This is a genomic window from Micromonospora sp. C97, assembly GCF_018070385.1.
In the GTDB taxonomy this organism is placed as follows: domain Bacteria; phylum Actinomycetota; class Actinomycetes; order Mycobacteriales; family Micromonosporaceae; genus Micromonospora; species Micromonospora parva.
The window spans coordinates 613,491-627,589 of the sequence record NZ_JAGPXU010000002.1 but is presented as its reverse complement, the minus strand read 5'-3'; the positions used below and the strand labels follow the sequence as shown (position 1 = coordinate 627,589).

The following is a 14,099-nucleotide window of genomic DNA, read 5'->3' as shown; positions in this document are numbered from 1 at the left end:
TTTCGTGGCGTCTCCCACATGATGCAAGGCAGATTGGTGGGATGACCGCACCCGTGCCGGCCGCAGCCCTCCGGATGGGCACCACCGCCGGCCGGGGCACGCTGCTCGCCGCCGTACTCGCCTCTGGCATGGTCTTCCTCGACAGCACTGTCGTCAACGTGGCGCTGCCGAGGCTCGGGCAGGATCTCGGCGCGAACGTCGCCGATCTCCAGTGGACCATCAACGGCTATCTGCTGATGCTGGCGGCGTTCGTGTTGCTCGGTGGTGCGCTGGGGGACCGCTTCGGCCGGCGACGCATCTTCCTCATCGGCGTGGTCTGGTTCACCGCCGCCTCCGTGCTCTGTGGGCTCGCCCAGGACACCGGTTGGCTGATCGGAGCGCGGTTCCTCCAGGGCGCCGGCGGCGCGCTGCTCACGCCCGGGTCGCTGTCGGTGCTCCAGTCGAGCTTCCACCCCGACGACCGGGGCCGCGCGATCGGTGCCTGGGCCGGGCTGTCCGGCGTGTCCACCGCGCTGGGCCCGTTCATCGGCGGCTGGCTCATCGACGCGCTCTCCTGGCGCTGGATCTTCTTCCTCAACCTGCCGATCGCCGTGCTGGTGCTGCTGGCCGCGCTGCGCTGGGTGCCGGAGAGCCGGGACGAGAGCGCCTCCCGGATCGAGGGACGGGATCGGGCCCGACGTCGGTTCGACGTCGCCGGAGCCCTCCTCGGAGCGCTCGCGCTCGCCGGCGTCACCTACGCCCTGATCGACGCGCCGGCTCGCGGGTTCGACTCCGCCGAGGTGCTGATCGCGGCAGCGGTCGGTGTGCTCGCCGCGGTGGCCTTCGTGCTGCTGGAGCGGCGGCGGGGCGACGCCGCGATGCTGCCCACCGGGCTGTTCAGCAGCCGACTCTTCTCGGTGCTGAACCTCTTCACGGTGGTCGTCTACGCGGCGCTCGGCGGCTTCACCTTCTTCTTCGCCGTCTACCTGCAGAACGTGGTCGAGTGGTCGGCCTTCCGCACCGGCATCGCGTTGCTGCCGATGACGCTGCTGCTGTTGGTCGGGTCGGCGCGGGCCGGCGCGCTGTCGGCGCGGATCGGCCCGCGCCTGCCCCTCGCCGTCGGACCGGTGATCGCCGCCGTCGGTCTGCTGCTGCTGCGCGGAGTCGGACCGGGCGCGTCGTACTGGCGCGACGTGCTGCCCGGCGTGCTGCTCTTCGGCATCGGGCTGACCCTGGTGGTGGCACCGCTGACCGCGTCGGTGCTGGCCGCCGTGCAGGACCGCTTCTCCGGGGTCGCCAGCGGCTTCAACAACGCCGCGTCCCGTGCCGGCGGCCTGCTCGCGGTGGCGGCGCTGCCGCTGCTGGTCGGTCTCTCCGGCGCCGGCTACGAGCAGAAGGCCGACCTGACCGACGCGTACCGCGCGGCGTTGGCCTGGTGCGCGGGGCTGCTGCTGGCCGGCGCGGTGCTGGCCCTCGTGCTGGTCCACCGACCGCCCCGGGAAGCCCCGCCGTCGCAGCCCTGCCACTCGCTGCCCGCCGCCACGCCCCCGAGGTAGCGGACCACCTCGGGGACGCGACGCCTGGGATCAGCGACGTGCGCGGTTGACGGCGCTGGTGACCGCCTTGATCGACGCGGTGACGATGTTGGCGTCGGTGCCGACACCCCAGACCGTCTTCCCGTCCACCTCACACTCCACGTACGCGGCCGCCTGCGCGTCACCGCCGGAGGAGAGCGCGTGCTCGTGGTAGTCGAGCACCCGCACGCCCACGTCGACCGACTGCAGCGCGTTGACGTACGCGTCGATCGGACCGTTGCCGACCGCGGCGAGGGACCGCTGCTCGCCGCCCACCCCGACGTGGGCCTCGATCTCGACCTTGCCGTCCGCCGTGCCGATCGTGTAGCCGGCCAGCCGGACCGCCGGGTCGGGCTGGTGGTCGAGCAGGTAGTGCGTCGCGAAGATCTCCCACATGGCGGCCGGGTCGACCTCGCCGCCGTCGTGATCGGTGACCTGCTGCACCACCCCGGAGAACTCGATCTGGAGCCGGCGCGGCAGGTCCAGCTGGTGCTCGCTCTTCATGATGTACGCGACGCCGCCCTTGCCGGACTGCGAGTTGACCCGGATCACCGCCTCGTAGGTGCGGCCCAGGTCCTTCGGGTCGATCGGCAGGTACGGCACCGCCCAGGTGTGCTCGTCCACCGGCACGCCGGCCGCCTTCGCGTCGGCGGCGAGGGCGTCGAAGCCCTTCTTGATGGCGTCCTGGTGGGAGCCGGAGAAGGCGGTGTAGACCAGGTCGCCCGCGTACGGGTGGCGCTCGTGCACCGGCAGCTGGTTGCAGTACTCGACCGCCCGCCGGATCTCGTCGATGTTCGAGAAGTCGATCATCGGGTCGATGCCCTGGGAGAAGATGTTGAGCCCCAGGGTCACCAGGTCGACGTTGCCGGTGCGCTCACCGTTGCCGAACAGGCAGCCCTCGATGCGGTCCGCGCCGGCCAGCAGGCCCAGCTCAGCGGCGGCCACGCCGGTGCCCCGGTCGTTGTGCGGGTGCAGGCTCAGCACCACGCTGTCCCGGCGCGGCAGGTGCCGGTGCATCCACTCGATCGAGTCGGCGTACACGTTGGGGGTGGCCATCTCGACGGTGGCCGGCAAGTTGATGATCAGCGGCCGGTCGGGGGTCGGGTCGATCACGTCGATCACCCGGGAGCAGACCTCCAGCGCGTACTCCAGCTCGGTGCCCGTGTACGACTCCGGCGAGTACTCGTAGAAGATCTCGGTGTCCGGGGTGTGGATCTCCGCGTACTTCTGGCAGAGCCGCGCCCCGGTGGTGGCGATGTCGGCGATGCCGTCCTTGTCCAGGCCGAAGACCACCCGCCGCTGCAGGGTGGAGGTCGAGTTGTAGAAGTGCACGATGGCCCGCTTGGCGCCGCGCAGCGACTCGAACGTCCGGTAGATCAGGTGCTCCCGGCACTGGGTGAGCACCTGGATGGTGACGTCCTCGGGGATCATGTCCTGCTCGATGAGCTGCCGGACGAAGTCGAAGTCGGTCTGGCTGGCCGACGGGAAGCCGACCTCGATCTCCTTGTAGCCCATCTGGACCAGCAGCTGGAACATCCGGCGCTTGCGCTCCGGCGACATCGGGTCGATCAGGGCCTGGTTGCCGTCGCGGAGATCCACCGCGCACCACCGGGGGGCGGCGTCGACGGTGCGGGTGGGCCAGGTGCGGTCCGGCAGGTCGACCCGGAACTGCTCCTGGTAGGGCTGGTAGCGGTGGTACGGCATCCGGCTGGGGCGTTGCCGGGCGAACGGATTGGACTCGGTGTCGGTGACAGGTTGAGCCATCTCAGAGTGCTCCCTGGAACATGTGGCGTCAGCAGATCGGAAGGTGTCGGCGGATGCCGGGCGACGATGCGCGGCGGTGCCGAGAGGAAACTCAGATGTGCTGGACGGCGCGATGCGACTCCGCGACGAGGTGCCGGCCGGTCAGGCCTCGTCGCGGCGGCTAAGGAGGAGCAGCGCCTGCCACATGACCAGGTCACCCTACGTGATGTAACGGGGGGTGGAAAGGCCGGTCCGGACTATGGGACCGAGGTCATCGCCGGCTCCGGTGCCTGGCAACCCAGCCTCGGCGTCCGTTCGGCCCAGGCCACGGCGGGCACGATCGCCAGCCCGACCAGCGCGAAGATCGCTGCCGTCGGTAACCAACCCCAGCCGCCGGTGCTCACGCCGAGCGCGGTCAACCCCGCCGGGGCGATCAGATACTGCACCTGGGAGCCGAGCCGGAACGCCCCCACGTACGCGCCGCGCTGGGCGGCCGGCGGCAGGGTGGCGGTGAGCCCCCAGGCGCCCGCCGACTCGATCAGCTCGGCCAGGATCAGCAGCGTCGCGGCGGCCACCAGCACCACGACGGTGAGGCCGCCCCCGGTCAGCCCGGAGATCGGCAGGACCAGACAGAACAGGGCGATCAGCAGGGCGCCCCGACGGGAGGCACGGGCCGCGCCCGACGCGGTGTCAGCGCCTCGGCTGGCGCGTACCTGGAGCAGCACGATCAGGATCGTGTTGAGCAGCACCAGGGCGGCGATCACCGTCTTCGGGGCGTCGGTGTGGGTGAGGATCCAGAGCGGCATGACCGTCAGGTAGAGCGTCTGGTGCGCGGTGAGCAGCCCGGAGAGCAGGGATGCCGCCATGAACGGGCGGTCCCGGAGCACGGCGAGCCGACTCATCGGCTCAACCGGCCGGGCCACCTGCGGCAGGCGGGGCAGTCGTCGCACGAAGAGGGCCGTCACCAGGAAGACCGTCGCGATGAACCAGACCATCCCCCGGTAGGCCGCCATCGTGTCGACCGCCAGCACCACGCCGCTGATCACCGCGCCGAGCCCGAAGCCGACATTCAACGACGAGCGCTGGTACGCCATCGCCGTGACCCGTTCGGCCGGGGGGAGCGCGTTGATCGAGTAGACCTGCCGGGCCACACCGGTCGCGGCCTCCACGGCGGCCAGCGCCACCACCACGGCGAGGAAACCCGCGAAGCCGCCGACGAACGGGTAGGTCGCGAAGAGCGCCGCGTCCAGTGCCAGCCCGACGATCCAGACCCGCTGCGGTCCGTACCGGTCGGTGAGCCCACCCAGCGGCACCGTGCCGAGCAGCGACACCCCCGCCGCTACGGACAGGCCCAGCCCCACCTGGGCGGCGCTGAGCCCGAGTGCCCGGGTGAAGAAGACGGCGCTGCCGGCGTGGAACAGGCCGCTGCCGACGGCTCCGACCATGGCCTGTACGGCCAGCGCGCGGGTCAGCCCGGCCGGCGGTACGACGTGGTGGACAACGGTGCGAATGGTGTCTCTGGCCCCCATGGCCGGTGAGTGAACCGTGCCCCCATGACGGTGGTCGAGTCTTTTAGGCTCAACCGAATCCTGCTCCCGGGGAGGGTGCGTGTCCGAGTTGCGGTTCAACGTGGCCGACGTGGCGGGAGTGCGGTTGGCCGTGTCGCCGGTCAACGAGACGGTCATGAGCATGTGGGCGCTGGCCAGCCCAATTCACTACGCGGTGCACCTGCCCTGGATCGACCGCGCCCGGGTGACCCTGCGTCGGCCCGAGGTGGCCTCCCGGGTCCGACCGCTGGTGGAGCTGGCCCGACCGCGTTGCTGGCTGCCCGACTTCCTCACCCCGGCCGCCCGGCCGAACGTGGAGATGGCCGAGCAACTCGAACAGATCGCCGCCACGCCGCCGGCCGTGGTGGTCCAGGACCTGCTGGCGACCACCCCGCGCCGGCCGCTGGGTACGTTCGGGCAGGCGCTGCTCGCCGACCCCGGTGGGCTGCTGCCGCAGCTCGTCGACGCGGTGCGGGTCTGGTACGACGAGGCGATCGCCCCGGACTGGCCACGGATGCAGGCCCTGCTCGACGCCGACGTGACGTACCGGGCCGCCCAGCTCGCGGAGAACGGCGCCGGCCGGTTCTTCGAGCAGCTGCACCCGAGCCTGCGCTGGCTCGGCGACCGGGTGGTCAGCGACGACCCGTTCGAGCGGGACTTCGACCTGCGGGGTCGTGGGCTGGCGCTGAACCCGACGGTGTTCAGCGGGCGGCGGGTGCTGTGGAACCTGCTGGAGGATTCGCTGCCGGCCGGCGCGTACCCGGTCCGAGCGGTCGGGACGCTCTGGGAGGCGACAGCGCCGCCGCCGGGCGACCCGCTGGGGCGGGTGATCGGCCCCGGCCGGGCCGTGCTGCTGCACCGGCTCGACACGGCGGCCACCACCACCGATCTGGCCCGACTCACCGGGATGTCCGCCGGGAACGTCTCGCAGCACCTGGCCGCGCTGCATGCCGCCGGCCTGGTCAACCGGTCCCGACAGGGCCGGCACGTGCTCTATCGCAACACCGAGGCCGCGGCGGTCCTGCTGCGCGCCAGCCGCGGCGGGTAGCCGGCTGACCGGTCAGCCGAGCAGCAGGTCGGCCAACGGTCGGCGGCGGCGCAGGCCGGTCTCCTCGGCGACGAGGTCCGCCGGCAGGCTGAGCGGGTCGCCGAGCTGCCCGACGACGAGCACCGCGTACGGCCGCACGTCGGCGGGGAGGTGCAGGTCGGCGGCGAGCCCGCCGCGGTCCACGCTCAGCACCTGCCGGACGTGCAACCCCAGCGCGGTGGCCTGCACGGTGAGGTGGGCGACCGCCTGGCCCAGGTCGTACGCGATCCCGTCGGCCGGCGCGGCGTCCGGGTCGACGTGCGCGGCGAGCAGCAGCGCGGCGGCCCGGTGCGCCCAGCGTTGGTCGCGCTCGGTCAGGTTGACCAGGATGCGCTTCCAGGTGTCGTCGTTGCGGTAGCCCACTGTGAACCGCCAGGGCTGGCGGTTGCCCAGGGAGGGTGCCCAGCGGGCGGCCTCCAGCAGGGAGGACGCGTCGGCCGCGCTCAGCTCCGCGGTGGGGTGGAACGCCAGCGGACTCCAGCGGTAGGCGAGCAGCGGGGTGAGATCGGCCATAAGACGGATCGTCCCGTATGGGTGATTCGTCGCTCAGGACGGGGTGGCGAAATGTGGGCAAGAGCACCCGTAACGGGACGAAGATCAGGGCGTTCCCGCGCTCGGGCTCTCCGACGGGTCCGGGGTCGGCGGCGCCGCGGTGTCGAGCGGCTCCCGGTCGATCACCACCGGGCCCGCCAGTTGCACGGTGGCCGGTGCCGGGGCGGGGGGAGCGGCCAGCCGCAGCGTCCCGGCCCCGGTCCGGACACCGGTCGGCGTGCCGTCCCGGTCGTAGCAGTAGATGCCCACGTCCAGCGGGGCGTTGAGCGACGCCGAGGTGGATTCCACCGAGTAACAGGTGCCGGTGACGCCCTCGGGCGCGGTGGCCGGGGCGACCGCCAGCGGGGCACGTCGGTCGGTGAGCACATCCAGCCAGTCGGTGAGCGGGTGCTGCACCCGGGGGTCCAACCGGCGCGGCACCGCGTCGTCGCGGTCACCCAGGCGTACGCAGCTCGCCGACCCGGCGTGACCGGCCGACGGCAGGGCGCACTGGAACAGCCCGTCGGCCGTGCTGGCCATCGAGACATCGGCGGTGCCGCCCAACGCGCCCCCCGGCACGTCGACCCGCCAACTGCCGTCGTTCGCGCTGGTGAAGACGATGGTCCGGTCCGGTTGACCGGGCCGGCCGTACACGTACTGCGCCACCAGGTGGCGGTCCTGAGCAGCCGCAGCCAGCGCGGCCAACTCGTCCCACGCGGCGTCCACCTGGACCGGCGCGGCATCGGCGGGTGGTGGAGCCGGTGGCTGCTCACTGGTGCAGGCGGCCAGGAGCGTCGGTAGGGCGAGGACGAGCGGCCCGAGCACGCGGCCGGCCGAGCGGAGGAGGACGGGCACCGGCCCATTCTGGTGGGTGCGGGCGATCGGTGGGCGCCGCGCGTACCGCGCTCGTCCCGGCGTGTCGGGCGGGCCGTTCCCGCGTACCGCCCGACCTGGTGGGACCGGCCCCGCCGGCGTCCGGCGGGCCGGATGGTGGGATCACCTGACCCGGCCTCGTTACCCGCCGGATACCCTCAAGGGGTCTGACACGCGCCGCCGGCCCCGGTTCCGGCGGCGTCGGCACGCTCAGGGTCGCTGGGAGGGAGTGCACCGTCGTGGCACTCGTGGTGCAGAAGTACGGCGGGTCCTCCGTCGCCAACGCCGAGCGGATCAAGCGGGTGGCCGAGCGCATCGTCGCCGCCCGCAAGGCCGGCGACGACGTGGTGGTGGTGGTGTCCGCGATGGGCGACACCACCGACGAGCTGCTCGACCTGGCCAACCAGGTCAGTCCGCTGCCGCCGGGTCGCGAACTGGACATGCTGCTCACCGCCGGGGAGCGGATCTCCATGGCCCTGCTGGCCATGGCCATCCACAACCTGGGGTACGAAGCCCGCTCGTTCACCGGTTCGCAGGCCGGCGTGATCACCACCTCGGTGCACGGCCGCGCCCGGATCATCGACGTCACCCCCGGGCGGCTCAAGGGCGCGCTCGACGAGGGGTCGGTGGTCATCGTGGCCGGCTTCCAGGGCGTCTCGCAGGACACCAAGGACGTCACCACGCTGGGCCGTGGTGGTTCGGACACCACAGCGGTGGCGCTCGCCGCCGCCCTGCACGCCGACGTCTGCGAGATCTACACCGACGTGGACGGCGTCTTCACCGCCGACCCGCGGATCGTGCCCAACGCCCGGCACATCAAGGACATCACCTACGAGGAGATGCTGGAGCTGGCCGCCTGCGGCGCGAAGGTGCTGCACCTGCGTAGCGTGGAGTACGCCCGCCGGGCGGGGTTGCCGATCCACGTCCGTTCGTCATACTCGACCAACACCGGCACGATGGTCACCGGATCGATGGAGGACCTTTCCGTGGAGCAGGCACTGATCACCGGGGTCGCACACGACCGCAGCGAGGCCAAGATCACGATCGTCGGGGTGCCCGACGAGCCCGGTGCCGCCGCGCGGATCTTCGACACCGTCGCCGGTGCCGAGATCAACATCGACATGATCGTGCAGAACGTCTCCACCGAGGGCACCGGCCGGACGGACATCTCGTTCACCCTGCCCAAGGCCGACGGGCCCACCGCGATGGCGGCGCTCAGCAAGATCCAGGAGCCGGTCAAGTTCAAGGGCCTGCTCTACGACGACCACGTCGGCAAGGTCTCGCTGATCGGCGCCGGCATGCGCTCGCACCCCGGTGTGGCAGCCGGCTTCTTCGCCGCGCTCGGCGCGGCCGGAGTCAACATCGAAATGATCTCCACCTCCGAGATCCGGGTCTCCGTCGTCTGCCGGGACACCGACCTCGACGCCGCCGTCCGCGCCATCCACGACGCGTTCGAGCTGGGCGGCGACACCGAAGCCGTGGTCTACGCGGGGACGGGTAGGTAGCGCCGATGACGGCGCTGCCCACCCTCGCCGTGGTCGGAGCGACAGGTGCCGTCGGCACCGTGATGTGTGAGCTGCTCACCGGGCGGCGCAACGTCTGGGGTGAGATCCGCCTGCTCGCCTCCGAGCGCTCCGTCGGGCGTCGGGTGCGCTGTCGGGGTGAGGAACTCGTCGTCCAGGCGCTGACCCCCGAGGCGTTCGACGGTGTCGACGTGGCCATGTTCGACGTGCCCGACGAGGTCTCCGCCGAGTGGGCGCCGATCGCCGTCGCCCGGGGCGCGATCGCCGTCGACAACTCCGGCGCGTTCCGCATGGACCGTGACGTCCCGCTCGTCGTTCCCGAGATCAACCCCGAGCAGGTCCGCAACCGGCCCCGGGGCATCATCGCCAACGCCAACTGCACGACCCTCGCGATGATCGTCGCGGTCGCGCCACTGCACCGCGAGTACGGCCTGCGAGAGCTGGTGCTCGCCTCCTACCAGGCGGTCTCCGGCGCCGGTCAGTCCGGCGTCGACATCCTGCACGACCAGCTCACCAAGGTCGCCGGCGACCGGACGCTCGGTTCGCGCACCGGCGACGTACGCCAGGCGGTCGGTGACGACCTGGGTCCGTTCCCGGCACCCATGGCGCTCAACGTGGTCCCCTGGGCCGGCTCCCCGGCGGACAGCGGCTGGTCGTCGGAAGAGGTGAAGATCCGCAACGAGTCGCGGAAGATCCTCGGCCTGCCCGACCTCAAGGTCTCCGCCACCTGCGTCCGGGTGCCGGTGGTCACCGCGCACTCGGTGGCCGTGCACGCGGTCTTCGCCAGCGAGGTGGACGCCGAGGGCGCCCGCGAGGCGCTGCGCAACGCTCCCGGGGTGATCCTGGTCGACGACCCCGCAGCCGGGGAGTTCCCGATGCCGATCGACGCCGTCGGCACCGACCCGTCCTGGGTCGGGCGGATCCGCCGCGCTCTGGACGACCCGCGCGCCCTCGACTTCTTCGTCACCGGCGACAACCTCCGCAAAGGCGCGGCCCTCAACACCGCCCAGATCGCCGAGCTCCTGGCCAAGGAACTCCACACGTCCTGACCTCCACCCTGCCCTTCCCCCGACTGCGGCGATCTTGCACTTTCGGTGCCGACACAAGGGGTAAGAGCGGCAAAACGCCTACCGAAAGCGCAAGATCGACGGCTGCGGGCCGCGGGGGGTCAGGCTGCTGAGAGGTGTACGCCGTCTCGGCCCTGGCGTTTCACCGCGTAGAGGGCCTGGTCGGCTCTTCTCAGGGTGCGTTCGGGGGCTTCGCCGGGGCGGGGTACTGCGACACCCACGCTGATCGTGCGGCCGATCCGTCGGGCGGCCTCGGTCAGCCGTTCGGCGATCCGGACCGCCTCCTCCGGGCGGCTCACCTCGATCACCGCAACGAACTCGTCGCCGCCGATCCGGTACAACTCGTCGCCGTGCCGCAACGCCGCCTCCAACGCCCGGGCCAACCCGACCAGCACCCGGTCGCCGGCCTGGTGGCCGTACGTGTCGTTCACGGTCTTGAAGCCGTCCACGTCGATCGCCAGCAGGGCCGTACGGCCGGGGGTGGCCGCCGCGATCCGCTGCCCGAACGGGCCGGTGTGCCGCAACCCGGTCAGCGGGTCGGAGCTGGCCTGCTCGCGCAACCGGGCCAGCGTGCGCAGCCGGTCCACGCTCGTCCAGGCCTGCCCGGCGAGCAACTCCATCAGGCTGACGGTGGTCGGGTCCGGGCGCAGCGCGCGTTCGTCGGCGACCAGCAACACCCCACCGGCATCCGCCGGCCCGACCGGCACGGCGACCAGCGTGCGTACCCCCGCTCGGGTCAGAGGGCGGTAGTCCTCGGTCGGCGGGTGCCCGGCCTCGCCCAGCGTGTACCCGGCGCCGTACCGGTGAGCTCGGTCGACCATCCGGTCCAGGGCAACCGGACCCGCCCCGGCCAACTCGGCGCGGATCCGGGTCTCCAGATCGCTCGGCGTCGCCGGGGACGGGCCGAGCTGACCGCCGATCAGCAGCAGCGCTGTGGAGAGCGTGGAGACCTCCCGGGCGGCGCGGGCCGCCGCCCCCATCACCTCCCCCTCGGTCGGGGCGGAGGAGAGCGCGGCGGCGTGCCGGAGCAACGTCTCGCTGCGGCTCTCCGCCGGTGGGCCGCCGAGGGCGGCGATCCGCGCGCCGAGCCCGTCGGCCAGCCGCTGCGCGGTCCCCCGCCACGGCTCCAGGTCGGTCGGCTCACTCCACTGCAGGTCGAGCACGCCGATCGCCCGGCCCGTCGGGTCCAGCACCGGTACGCACAGCTCGGCCGTCACGTCGGGGCGCACCGGTAGGTAGTCCGGGTCGACGCTGACGTCCGGGACGACGGCGGGAACGCCCGTCGCGTACACCCGGCCGACGATGCCGGTGCGCGCCGGCACGGTGGCGAAGACCTGCCAGGCCCCGGTCGCCGCGACGCAGCGCAGGCGGTCGTGGACCGCGAGCAGCACGGAGATGGTCGCCGGGGTGTGGCGGGACAGCGCGGTGACCGTCCATCGACACGCCTCCGGCGTGCTCGACGCCATCGGCAGGCGGACGGTGACGTCACGGATGACTCGCTGATGATCCACTCGCACGTCGTTCCAGGTAGGGGAGGGGCCCGGCTGACGCCGAGCCGCTCGATCAAGCGTACTCACGGCGGCGGTGACCAATCCGTCTTCGTACACACGTGCTATCCACAGGCTGTGGACGCAGCCTGTGGACTCCCGCCGCCGCAGCTCCGGCATCCCGGTAACCCGGTTCCCGGGATGCCGCGTCCGGCGATAGCGTGAGGCATCCGGCGCCGAGGAGGCGAGCCCATGCTCATCGCCCAGCTCAGTGACCCGCACCTGACCACCGGCCTGCTCGCCGCCGAACCGGCCGCCGGGTTGCACCGAGCGCTCGGCCGGGTGCTGGCGATACGACCCCGCCCGGACTGCGTGGTGATCAGCGGCGACCTGGTCGACCACGGCCAGCCCGACGAGTACGCGGCGCTGCGCGAGGTCATCGGCCGGTTCCCGCTGCCGGTGCACCTGGCCGCCGGCAACCATGACGACCGCGAGTCCCTGCTCGACGCGTTCGGCGGCACTCAGTGGCTCGGCGGCGGCTTCTCGGCCTACTACCACGTCGACCACGAGGCGGCGACCGTCGTGGTGCTCGACTCGCTCGTCCCCGGCAGCGACGGTGGCCAACTCGGCGAGGAACAGCTCGGCTGGCTCGACGGGGTGCTGGCCGGGCGACCCGAGGCGCCGGCACTGATCTTCCTGCACCACCCACCCGTCGCTGTCGGCATCCCGGTGGCGGACGCCATCCGGCTCGCCGACGGTGACGCGCTCGCCGAGGTGATCGGCCGGCACCGGCACGTCGTACGGGTCGCCGCCGGCCACCTGCACCGCCCGGTCACCACGGCGTACGCGGGCACGGTCCTCACCGTGGCACCCAGCACCTGGAAGCAGAGCACGCTCACCATGAGCGCCGACGAGCAGATCGGTTGGGTCCACGAGCCCACCGCCTTCCTGCTGCACTCCGTTCAGGCCGGCGGCTGCGTGACCCACACCGTGCAGGTGAGCCACTCCGCCGGGCAGACCTGCGGCTTCTGAGGCGTCGTCGTGCTGGTCTGGTACGTCTCGTACGGCTCGAACATGCACGCCGCCCGGTTGGGCTGGTACATCGGTGGTGGCTGCCCACCCGGCGGAAAGCGGACGTACCCCGGCTGCCGCGACCGGCGCCCACCGAGCCGGTCGGCGGCCGTGTCGTTGCCCGGCGGCATCTACTTCGCCGGCGAGTCGGGTGCCTGGACCGGCGGCATGGCCTTCTACGACCCGCACCTACCGGGCGAGGCCGCCGCCCGCGCCTACCTGGTCACCCTGGAGCAGTTCACCGACATCGCCGCGCAGGAGATGTACCGCCCGCCGGGCGACCCGACCGACCTGATTCCGGCGACCGGCGCGGCCATTGCCGCCGCCGTCGCCAACGGACGGGCGACCCTCGGCCCGGGCCGGTACGAAACGCTCGTCTGCCCGGGCCACCGCGACGGCGTTCCGCTGCTCACCTTCACCGCCCCCGAGGGGGCGTCTGCCGCGCGGTGCCGGCCACCCGCGCCGATCTACCTCGGCATGATCGCCAAAGGGCTACGCGAGTCGCACGGCTGGCCGGCCGAGCGGATCGCCACCTACCTGTCGGCCCGGCCCGGCGTCGCGGGCACCTGGCCACCGGACGCCGTGACAGCACTGGTCGACGAGGCACTGATCGACGGCTGACCCGCCGGGCTCGCGCCCGCCAGGTGGCCCGCCAGTCATGTCCCGTCGGTGCGGTGGCCGGCGGTGTGCTGGTCGGCGGTGCGCTGGTCAGGGGTGTGCTGGCTGGCGGTGGGCTGGTCGGGCGGTGCGTCGGTGCAGTCAGCCGAGCAGAAACTCGCGCAGCACCGGGGCCAACGTCGCCGGCGGCACGTCGTGGTAGCCGCCGTCGAGGCTCACCGACCGGCCGCCCGGCACTGCCTCGGCCGCCGCCCGACTCGCGTCCCGCAACCACTCTGGACTGCCAGTGCTGTCCAGGGCGAGGGTCGGCGCGGTGATGGCCGCCAGCCGTTCGGCGGGGAGTCGCCCTCCGGCGGTGACGATCGCGTCGTACACCAGGGTGTGCGCGAGCGCCGTCAGCCCCGCCCACATCGGCTGCGACCGCATCGCGGTGATCTGCTCGGCCGGCAGCCCCACCGAGGCGCTGAGGAAGGTCGTCACCGCGCCGTCCCGGTCGCCGGCGGCGATCAGCTCGATGAGCTGCGGGGTGATGTCCTTGCTGACGCCCACGTGCGAACCAACCTGAAACGGTGGCTCGAACAGCACCAGCCTGGTCACCGGCAGGCCCTGTGCGGTGGCGAGGGCGGCCAGGACGGCACCGGAGGAGATGCCGTAGAGGTCGGCGGAACCACCTGCCGCGGCGATCACGGCGGCCAGGTCGTCGATCTCACGACCGACCTCGTACGGTGCGGTGTCGCCGCTGTAGCCGCGACCCCGACGGTCATAGCCGAAGGCGGTGAAATCCGTCGCCAACGCGGCGGCCAGGTCACGGGTCGCCTGGCGATCGGCGAACGCGCCGCCGACCAGGATGAGCGCCGGCCCGGCACCGGACCGCTCGAACGCGATGGGCGTGCCGTCGGCCGATCGCACCTGCTCCGCCACCGGTGTCGTTCCGCTCACGATGCCTCCTGCCCGCGATGACTGTCCCGTCCTTTCTAGACCCTGGCTCCGACACTGTCC

General features: G+C 72.3%; 12 protein-coding genes. 6 read left to right on the top strand and 6 right to left on the bottom strand.

What is annotated here, in order from left to right; translation table 11 throughout:
* The first annotated feature begins 41 nt into the window (after window positions 1-41).
* Entirely contained in the window at window positions 42-1,535 is a 1,494-nt protein-coding gene (locus KBX26_RS06100; protein ID WP_210864904.1) for an MFS transporter, read from the top strand.
* A gap of 30 nt (window positions 1,536-1,565) precedes the next feature.
* Here KBX26_RS06100 and leuA read toward each other — a convergent pair whose 3' ends face one another.
* Window positions 1,566-3,317, bottom strand: a complete 1,752-nt coding sequence (gene leuA, locus KBX26_RS06095; protein ID WP_210864903.1) for a 2-isopropylmalate synthase — start codon at window positions 3,315-3,317, stop codon at window positions 1,566-1,568.
* Window positions 3,318-3,553: 236 nt separating this feature from the next.
* Entirely contained in the window at window positions 3,554-4,825 is a 1,272-nt protein-coding gene (locus KBX26_RS06090; RefSeq protein WP_210864902.1) for an MFS transporter, read from the bottom strand.
* A 79-nt stretch (window positions 4,826-4,904) separates the two neighbouring features.
* Between KBX26_RS06090 and KBX26_RS06085 the strand changes: the two genes are divergently transcribed.
* Entirely contained in the window at window positions 4,905-5,891 is a 987-nt protein-coding gene (locus tag KBX26_RS06085) for an ArsR family transcriptional regulator (protein ID WP_210864901.1), read from the top strand.
* Between the two features lie 12 nt (window positions 5,892-5,903).
* On the opposite strand, the gene KBX26_RS06080 is transcribed toward KBX26_RS06085, so the two are convergent.
* Together KBX26_RS06080 and KBX26_RS06075 are read right to left on the bottom strand one after the other, a co-directional pair.
* Window positions 5,904-6,443 carry a nitroreductase family protein gene (locus tag KBX26_RS06080; RefSeq protein WP_030328114.1) on the bottom strand — a complete coding sequence of 180 codons (540 nt, stop codon included), beginning with the start codon at window positions 6,441-6,443 and terminating at the stop codon, window positions 5,904-5,906.
* A gap of 84 nt (window positions 6,444-6,527) precedes the next feature.
* On the bottom strand, window positions 6,528-7,316 hold the full coding sequence (locus KBX26_RS06075) for a hypothetical protein (RefSeq protein ID WP_245233500.1): 789 nt from the start codon (window positions 7,314-7,316) through the stop codon (window positions 6,528-6,530).
* Between the two features lie 257 nt (window positions 7,317-7,573).
* Between KBX26_RS06075 and KBX26_RS06070 the strand changes: the two genes are divergently transcribed.
* Window positions 7,574-8,839 carry an aspartate kinase gene (locus tag KBX26_RS06070; RefSeq protein WP_030328111.1) on the top strand — a complete coding sequence of 422 codons (1,266 nt, stop codon included), beginning with the start codon at window positions 7,574-7,576 and terminating at the stop codon, window positions 8,837-8,839.
* 5 nt (window positions 8,840-8,844) lie between these two features.
* Complete coding sequence (locus tag KBX26_RS06065) at window positions 8,845-9,906, top strand: aspartate-semialdehyde dehydrogenase (protein ID WP_030328109.1); 1,062 nt, start codon at window positions 8,845-8,847, stop codon at window positions 9,904-9,906.
* Window positions 9,907-10,025: 119 nt separating this feature from the next.
* Here KBX26_RS06065 and KBX26_RS06060 read toward each other — a convergent pair whose 3' ends face one another.
* Complete coding sequence (locus tag KBX26_RS06060; RefSeq protein WP_030328108.1) at window positions 10,026-11,435, bottom strand: sensor domain-containing diguanylate cyclase; 1,410 nt, start codon at window positions 11,433-11,435, stop codon at window positions 10,026-10,028.
* A gap of 228 nt (window positions 11,436-11,663) precedes the next feature.
* Between KBX26_RS06060 and KBX26_RS06055 the strand changes: the two genes are divergently transcribed.
* Window positions 11,664-12,443, top strand: a complete 780-nt coding sequence (locus KBX26_RS06055) for a phosphodiesterase (protein WP_210864900.1) — start codon at window positions 11,664-11,666, stop codon at window positions 12,441-12,443.
* A gap of 9 nt (window positions 12,444-12,452) precedes the next feature.
* On the top strand, window positions 12,453-13,103 hold the full coding sequence (locus tag KBX26_RS06050) for a histone deacetylase (RefSeq protein ID WP_307857753.1): 651 nt from the start codon (window positions 12,453-12,455) through the stop codon (window positions 13,101-13,103).
* A gap of 138 nt (window positions 13,104-13,241) precedes the next feature.
* On the opposite strand, the gene KBX26_RS06045 is transcribed toward KBX26_RS06050, so the two are convergent.
* Window positions 13,242-14,039: an alpha/beta fold hydrolase gene (locus KBX26_RS06045; RefSeq protein ID WP_247680206.1), complete on the bottom strand. Its 798-nt coding sequence runs from the start codon at window positions 14,037-14,039 to the stop codon at window positions 13,242-13,244.
* Window positions 14,040-14,099: the final 60 nt, after the last annotated feature.